The 8,178-nt window shown below is 40.6% G+C and carries 6 protein-coding genes and 1 pseudogene; 2 read left to right on the top strand and 5 right to left on the bottom strand.

The window, feature by feature from the left end; translation table 11 throughout:
* Positions 1-123: 123 nt before the first annotated feature.
* Entirely contained in the window at positions 124-1,590 is a 1,467-nt protein-coding gene (locus ACO0K2_RS19615) for a helix-turn-helix domain-containing protein (RefSeq protein WP_423021749.1), read from the bottom strand.
* Positions 1,591-2,035: 445 nt separating this feature from the next.
* Here ACO0K2_RS19615 and ACO0K2_RS19610 point away from each other — a divergent pair, with 445 nt between their 5' ends.
* Complete coding sequence (locus ACO0K2_RS19610; protein WP_423021748.1) at positions 2,036-3,652, top strand: competence protein CoiA family protein; 1,617 nt, start codon at positions 2,036-2,038, stop codon at positions 3,650-3,652.
* Between the two features lie 600 nt (positions 3,653-4,252).
* Positions 4,253-5,503, top strand: a complete 1,251-nt coding sequence (locus tag ACO0K2_RS19605; protein WP_423021747.1) for a hypothetical protein — start codon at positions 4,253-4,255, stop codon at positions 5,501-5,503.
* A gap of 19 nt (positions 5,504-5,522) precedes the next feature.
* Here the strand turns inward: ACO0K2_RS19605 and ACO0K2_RS19600 are convergent, their stop codons facing one another.
* From ACO0K2_RS19600 to ACO0K2_RS19585, 4 genes and pseudogenes are all read right to left on the bottom strand, one after another.
* Positions 5,523-5,876 (bottom strand): helix-turn-helix domain-containing protein, encoded by a 354-nt coding sequence (locus ACO0K2_RS19600; RefSeq protein ID WP_423021746.1) that lies wholly within the window; start codon positions 5,874-5,876, stop codon positions 5,523-5,525.
* A 393-nt stretch (positions 5,877-6,269) separates the two neighbouring features.
* Positions 6,270-7,007: an arsenical resistance protein ArsH gene (gene arsH / locus ACO0K2_RS19595; RefSeq protein ID WP_423021751.1), complete on the bottom strand. Its 738-nt coding sequence runs from the start codon at positions 7,005-7,007 to the stop codon at positions 6,270-6,272.
* A pseudogene (locus tag ACO0K2_RS19590) lies at positions 6,982-7,146 on the bottom strand (arsenate reductase (glutaredoxin)); the annotation flags it as partial. The gene arsH and the pseudogene ACO0K2_RS19590, both read right to left, overlap by 26 nt.
* Positions 7,147-7,670: 524 nt before the next feature.
* Positions 7,671-8,066: a DUF1643 domain-containing protein gene (locus ACO0K2_RS19585; RefSeq protein ID WP_423021750.1), complete on the bottom strand. Its 396-nt coding sequence runs from the start codon at positions 8,064-8,066 to the stop codon at positions 7,671-7,673.
* Positions 8,067-8,178: the final 112 nt, after the last annotated feature.

Raw genomic sequence — 8,178 nt, 5'->3', positions numbered from 1 at the left:
CAGCATTCGACATTAGGTTACCGCTCTCCCGTTCAATATCTGGAAGACTGGATGAAGAAACAAAATCAAGAGAATCTCGCTGCATGACATTCACCTGATGGTGAACTAATTATCGAGGGAAGCTCAAATCTCTCCGAGAATGCGTTCACTATCCTCCAAAAGGATATCTTCCCTTATGGGTTGAAGATTGAACGTATTGACCCCTACACCTTCTCCTATCTGAACCATGTCCGCCAGCTCAGTAAGGACTTCGAGTGTGTTTTTAATAAATGATATTTTTTCAGAATCTAAATCGTCCGGGTAACTGAGGCTATATTGATGCGCCTTCTTCATCGTATTCAATAAATGTAGAGGTTCAGTAACTTCAAAACCTAAATCCCCCTCTGGCTTATCAACCAACAAGCTAGGGTCTATTTTCAGAGCCTTTGCAATAAGAGATATGATTTTACTTTGAACAAAACCATATTTTTCGACTCTCTGAATGGCCTGCTCTGTCAGTCCAATTTGACTCGCTAGAGTTAATTGGGATAAATTTTGTTGCTCGCGTTCTGAACGAACCATCTCATGATTAATTTGAAATGTGTCTGCGGCAGTAGTTCCAGAAACAATCAGCAAGCAAGCATCCTTTACGGAGACAGCCAAGCCACGGCGCCAGTTATGGAATCGGTCGATTAACCCCTTGAGAACATTGGCCGAGAGACTAAATATTGGGCCTCTATGCTCCCCATCAAAACGAATCCAATTCATTTCGAGATTACAGATACCTTGAGACCCGACAATTCTACATTTACTATCAACTAGATACGCTGACTGAAAACCCATAACATCAAGCATCAAAAATAGGTCGCGTTCGCTTTGTATAAACTTTTCAACGCCTGTTGAATCAAAAGTCATACGAAACGATGCATAGCTCCAAGGAACTTGATTGTGTGGAATTACACCGTACTCCACAAGTGTACCTGGCTTACCTCGCTCCAGTGCTCTTAGTATCCTTTCAAGAAATATCCGTTGCGATTCACCGTCAAATTCCACGAAATTTAGTTTATCTGAAACAATTTCGAACCCCAAAAGCTCTACTGTAAACCAAGGTCCCATCGCCCGACATACCTCGATAACTACTGACTTTGGCGTACGGCACAAGTCACAAAATACGGGTTCACCTGCAATATTCAACAGTACCATTACTTGTTCGATAAGGGCATTACCAGCAAGAGGCAACGATTCATAAGGTGTGAATTGAGGGTCATCACTACCAGTAATTTTAATGCGAAGCAAAAACCCCTCCCTCTGAAAGTCTCCAGACTGTTGCTTAATGCTTTCAAGGGCTCGCATATAGTTTGGAAATCCCACCATTCGAGACAACGCTTCAAGTGCATGAGAATGTCCAAGTTTTATACCCGCAAGAGCCAATTCAAACCGGAGAATTTTAGCTTTCTCTTTAAAATCAGAATAGTTATTGAGGTCTAAGCTTGTACAAATCTCTTCAATGCTTGATCGTGGGAGAGTCTGGTCAGCTGAAAACAGAAAAGAGCAAAGTGCCTCTGTTTGAAAAGCAAGTGTTGGCGCAAGCGCCGATGTTGACGTAGCCATTTTTAAACTCCGTAAAGAGCCCAATAGACTGCTTGAGTGGCGTCGCGCGTTTCCGTCCAGCCTACGAAAGGGCAAAACGGGTTTTAAATTTTAGCCAGAGCCGCTTTCGCGACATAGAAGGAGCGCCGGATTTGCCATGCTGTTTTCACAGTGCGCGACTGACAGGTTCCAGGGTGACCTTTCGCATATGAAAACACAAAATAAATTAATTCGCAACTATGTAAGTAAACGACTCAAAATTGTAATCATTTAATCTATCAAAATATGAAGCATAACAAGATGATTCCTCCGAAAAATAAGAGCTAGACAGCTTTCAAACCAACATGAAGATACTTCATATTTTATACAATCTTTCTAAAAATTATAAAAAAGAACATATTTTGGCAATTTTGTTATCTATAATTACTCAAATGACTAAAAAGTAGCCCTGCAGCAGGATAATAAAATGTCAGACCAAGTACAAAGTCAAACCTCCCATTCACCTCCACTCCGAACACCGTTTGGCCGTAAAGGCGGAAGAATTGTTTCGCCAGCGGATGTAGATTCCGGCTTGGGTTGTGGCTGCGAATGCATCGGCTGCGGAGACAAGTTAATTGCAAAGAAAGGGAATAAGAATATATGGCACTTTGCTCACCACATTTTAATTGCGAAGCAGTCGTGCATCGAATCAGCTATTCATGCAGCAGCAAAACAAATTCTTGTTGAAAACAAGAAAATGCGGTTGGCTGAAAATAAAGTAACCGTTACTAGTCAGACTTCATATGGTGAAGTTGTTGAGAAGAGTCAAATCGTACGAGAATCTCAAATCAGAATTTTTGACTACTGTCGAGAAGAAGTGTGGGATCGAGAATCGGCTACGCGCCCTGATGTTATGGCATACATAAATGATAAATGCATGTTGATTGAAATATGCTTTAGGCATGCTGTCGATGAAGTCAAGCTGCGTAAACTAATTAATCGAGGCCTCCCAGCAATTGAAATTAATCTCTCCGATTTATCTAATAATGCCAATTATGAGGCAATCGAAAAACGGGTGTTGGAGGATACTTTTCATCAAAAGTGGCTTTTTCATCCTTACGAGGTTAGAGCTAAGGAAAAGTTGCGTATGGCATTAGAGGTCGAAATAGCCGACTTAGAACGTGAATACAAAATAAAAATAGAGAATTTAGAAATTCAACGTAAGGCAGAAGAAACTATCCGAAAAAAAATAGAAGAAGAAAAACGGAAAAAGAAAAATATAGAGAAAATCGATAGGGACCTTAAAAGGCAGAAATATTTCGAAGAAATTGGACGTTACCGGCGAATTCCAACTGCGGAGAAAGAGAACATGATTCGCAAAGAATTAGGAATCAGTGATGTATGGCCACGCCACCTTAATCTAATTAGTAACGAAGCCAGCGCAGTTGGAGCTCCCGTACACATTTGGCAAGCAGCTCTTTTTGCCCATTTTATATTCAACAAAGCAATAAAAAAAGAACGCATCAATAACAAAGATGTAGCACTTTGGGTGTCAGAAAAATTCGGACTAATTGAAAATCGGACAAAAGATTTAGACACTGCCATACATAAGTTTCTTGCATATCAACGCGGATGCGGTTTTTTGGATAGATCGAGCGAATACACTTACGGCACAACCTCCTACGACATTGTTTATGACAAGCTAACGCCGCCGCCAAAAGTACAGAAGCAAGAAATTACTACGTCAAAAAAAAATATTCAGCTTGTAGAACATTCGGCAGCACAAATAAGCACTCAGTACTCAGAAAATTCAGATTCCCTCTTAACAATAATGCAGAAGAACCCTAATCAGCGTTTCTTCATTAGGTGGCGTCCATACTGGCCTGTCCAAGAGGGTAAATTTACCCCCGAAGTATTAAAAATCGCAAACGAATTTTTAGAGGGTTCGGCATATAAATTAGCACTGGGTAAACTTGTAAATGAGATGCCTCATCAAAAACGTCCGTCAGATGCTGGTGCTCTACTCGAGAAAATGGAGAAGGAACATGGCGTACCTGATTTTGAAACTAGGAATTTACTTCGGAAGTTAGAACTTATTGATTAAAGCATAAAAAAATTACAAAAATTTAACTAATATTTAGAATGCTGCCCAATCTAAATATTAGTCGAATGTATGCTTTTTGCTTTGAACTTGTTCGTCAAGTTGAGATAACCTCAACCTCACTGCGTACCTCATAAATTGATCCTTGCTTATAAAAATGTATGTAAGTTTGAAAATAGGTGAATTGAGAAACAATTGTTTCTTAAATTTTAAAAACGCGAAGCCTTGGAAAATGGTATTAATAACTTTACATTGAGAATTCATGTCAAATAGCTTACTTCATGCGAATGCACACTAACTAATTGATACTATTCTTGTCTTGCCCGATACATTAATACAAAAATACCTCAAAAATGCGCATAGACAGTTTTTGATGATAATTTAAGCACAATGGATTTTTAAGTACCATAACGCGCTTCGGCTATTTGGTACTTGCTACATTATTGTCAGGGTATATTCGTTCACATAATTGAAGTCTTAAGTTAATAATCTGCTTACCAATAGGTCGCTGAAACAAAAGGCTTTCGCAAACATCATGACTAGTTTGAAATATTCGAAGAAATAGAAACGCTGTTCCGTCATATTTAATTCAGAGGGACTTGGATGAGGGTAGTCGTAAAATACGGAGAGAGAAATGGTGAGCTCATACATGTTGACTCGGCAGAAAAAGGCCTTGCTTGCAATTGTATCTGTGCCGACTGTAAACGCACGCTTATTGCAAAAAAGGGAGATGTTCTTGAATACCATTTCGCTCACGAAGCTGACGACGTTATTTGCAGTCCATCCCCCGAAACTCTGATTCACAGTTTTGCGAAACAACAAGTCGCTAAACTGAAAGTCCTGATTTTACCGGGCTTTGAGGTTGAAGCAGATATTGAATGGGCTGACAGAATAAGACATACGGCATACTGGCGTGTTTTCCCCTACTTTCGGCTACCTGTGATAAGTGCAGCCGTAGAAGTAGGCCTTGGCACGATAAGACCAGATGTACTCTGCAAGGTTGAGCCAAAGCAAATTGCCGTTGAAGTGTATTTCCGCCATAAAGTAAGTCCTGAGAAAATTGAGCGTTTCCAAAGGGAACATTATTTGTCTGCGGTTGAATTAGACTTAAGCAACCTACCGATGAATGCAAGCGCAAAAGAAATCCAAGTTGCGATAAACAGTCCACAACGTTGGACTTGGTTAAATAATATGTATATTGGTCACTTCAGAGACCGTTTAAAAAATGTACTAGCTATTTCAACTCGAATTTTTATACCTAACCGAGCTGAAGATGAACCATATGTAACGGGAAATAAAATTCCATCGCGCCTACTACGAGACTCAGACAAACTATGGGAATGGGCCGATAACATGCTAGAGCATCTTAGGGCATTACCAGTGGAACGCCGCGCAGTTGCAATCGGTGAATTGTCGACTGAAAAGCGTGTAGCCGTGCATTGTAGACAAATAGGAATCCGCCCAGTAGAGCTACCAATTCATCTCATGCAAACGATTTCTGGACAGAGCGTCATTGGATTTCACCCCGTTTTATGGCAGACAGGTATATTTGCTAAATTTTGCATGCAAGGCTCACAATTCGAAGTAAGGGTAGTCGAAGCCTGGATTCGAGAAACATTTATTCGCGAGTCATTCAAATCTTTGGTCAGCGTTACACAGTCAGCCAACGGATTTACTGAAATGGGACAAGCACTGTATCACTTTCTAAGAAACTTAAGCGCGCAGAAATTACTTACTGAAATTAAGGACGAGAAACCCTGGCGATCAACGTTCCTCCCGGTTACAAGTCCCCGAACAGAAGTTTTAAAACTACTCAAATCACAAATTCCGGCATTACATCAAAAGGAGCTTTAGGGAATTAATAAAAGTCCCGTCAATGTTGATCGAGGTCATTTGGTAAAGACACAATAGATTGAGAGTTAAGTACCGTGACATACTTGAGCACTTCTTTTTTCTCCTTATTGTCCATTCGATGATATGAGATCAATAATCCAGCAATATCATCTTCTTCGGCAAAAAAATATGCTACTGGTGCGTTCAGTACCTTGGCGAGCATCTGAACAATTGCATAATCGGGTGCATGCACAGACTGTTCATATCTGTTAATTCGAGTACTTGCGACGAATTTGTCGATACCTGCCTCTATTCCAAGTTGTTTTTGAGACAGATTTTGTTCCAAGCGCAAAGTTTTCAATCGCAAACTAAATACAACATTTCCACGACTCATGACTGATATCACTTTATATAAAGCTACGATCTTCGTAGCTTTATATAATTTGAGATACTACGACTTGCGTAGCATTTGCAATACTAAATTTTACTTTAAGAAAAAATTTAACAGTTATTAATCAACACAAAAATAACAATTTTTTTTAGGTGCAACCAAGCTTGTGGCTTAACGCATCACACGAAACTTATTTTGCCAATAGAACTCCGCATGAATGTTCGGCAGCAAATAAAGTCCCCTATAGAGTTATCAGTCTTGACGAAGAGACCAAAATAGCGTTTTACGACTAATTCCGAAATCTCCAGCAATATCTGAAACTAATTAAGTGATCGATCCTCGCAATTTAAGTAGATAAATAGGTCAAATTCGGAACCTGCCTGTTTGCAATACGATTTAGATGGATCGCTGATTTACACGCTTCGACAACTCTTCGGCGGTTTCCTTGCGTTCACTGTAACGATCAACCAAGTACGGTGAAATATCCCGAGTCAGTAAAGTGAACTTCATCAATTCCTCCATGACATCGACTACCCGATCGTAGTAAGCAGATGGTTTCATCCGTCCGGCATCATCAAACTCCAAAAAGACTTTTGGTACCGACGACTGATTAGGGATCGTGATCATACGCATCCAACGACCTAAGATGCGCAGTTGATTAACCGCATTAAATGACTGTGAACCACCTGACACCTCCATAACGGCCAGCGTTTTTCCTTGTGTTGGACGCACTGCCCTAACAGAAAGAGGAATCCAATCAATTTGTGCCTTCATGATGCCAGTCATTGCGCCATGTCGTTCAGGTGAGCACCACACCATACCCTCAGCCCATAATGCTAACTCTCGTAACTCTTTGACCTTTGGATGGTCTTCAGGCGCACCGTCTGGCAGAGGTAAATCTTGTGGATTGAAGATTTTTACCTCGCCGCCCATCGCCGTTAGTAAACGGCCAGCTTCGATTGTCAGTAGCTTGCTGTATGAACGCTCCCGCAAAGAACCGTACAGCAATAGAAATCGTGGTGCATGTGTCGAAGCCGTCGCGGTTACTAATTTCGCGGTATCAGGCACCTGGAATAAGTCTGCCTGGAGATTCGGTAAATTTGTAAGTTTATTTGACACGCTTGCCCTCGCTATCGATCACTTTTGCACCGTCTTCTTTAGTAAATTCGCCAAGCTGTGGCAAGGGTAAAATATCCAGAACCACCTCTGAAGGTCGGCATAATTTGACACCAATTGATGTCATAACGATTGGTCGGTTAATCAGAATAGGATGTGTAGGATCTCACAGAATATGAAAATCCCAACTATTGCTTTTTAAGGATTTTTTCAACATCGCGCAATACGCAGAAGATGGCAAGTCTCACTAAAAATGAAAACAAGCTGCTGTTTATCTTAATTAGTGAAATTATGAAAATAAATTCATGAAAGCATAGGGCGTAATCAGCAAAACCGAAAAATTGGTAATTAAGAGCAAGTTTGTCAGTTTGAGAGACAAATACTCCCCCCCCCCTCAATAATTTAATTGTATTTTTATCTACCCTTATACATCAGATAGTTGTTCAATTGAAGCAGGGCAAACAATCAAATATGTTGTAACAAAATCGCAGCAAGAAGCTATTTATTCAACACGATCGTCAATTTTCTCACAGCGAGAGCATCTATATTGGGTCCGATTGATATCGTGCCCACGGTTAAATTTTATTTGTACCCACTTATGCTCGCATTTGTCTTCAGGTTCAAAGAAAATGAAATAGGCAGTTATAAATATACATATAAATAGACAACCTATTAATAAAATCATGCTTGTTCTCCTTGTTTTAACCAATCGATCAATGGCGTTGAACAGGCGAGTCTTAAAGGGTGCAGTGGATCACCTGATTGCGTTAGCCCAAAAATCTTGACTGGCTTCCCTGCGGCAAAAATCCGGTCGCTTAAGATATCAAGTCTGCCTCGAAGTCTGGATGGTAACTTTGATCGATTACCCCAGCATGGAACAAGAATATCTGCATCGCTAATAACTTGTGCCAAGTGCGAGTCATTTTCGGGCCCGATGGGATCATATACGTTGGCAAGTTCCTTCACGTCTGTAGCGCGGTACGCGAAAGCATTTCCAACAATGAAACGCCTACCACCATTGGATTTAGTGAAACTAATCCATCTCCTAACCGTCTGATCGTCTGAGCTTCCCTCGATAATTAGTTCACCATCAGGTGAATGTCATGCAGCGAGATTCTCTTGATTTTGTTTCTTCATCCAGTCTTCCAGATATTGAACGGGAGAGCGGTAACCTAATGTCGAATGCTGC

The sequence above is a fragment of the Undibacterium sp. MH2W genome, assembly GCF_049340215.1.
Taxonomy (GTDB): Bacteria; Pseudomonadota; Gammaproteobacteria; order Burkholderiales; family Burkholderiaceae_D; genus Undibacterium.
This window is presented reverse-complemented; position numbering and strand designations above follow the sequence as displayed.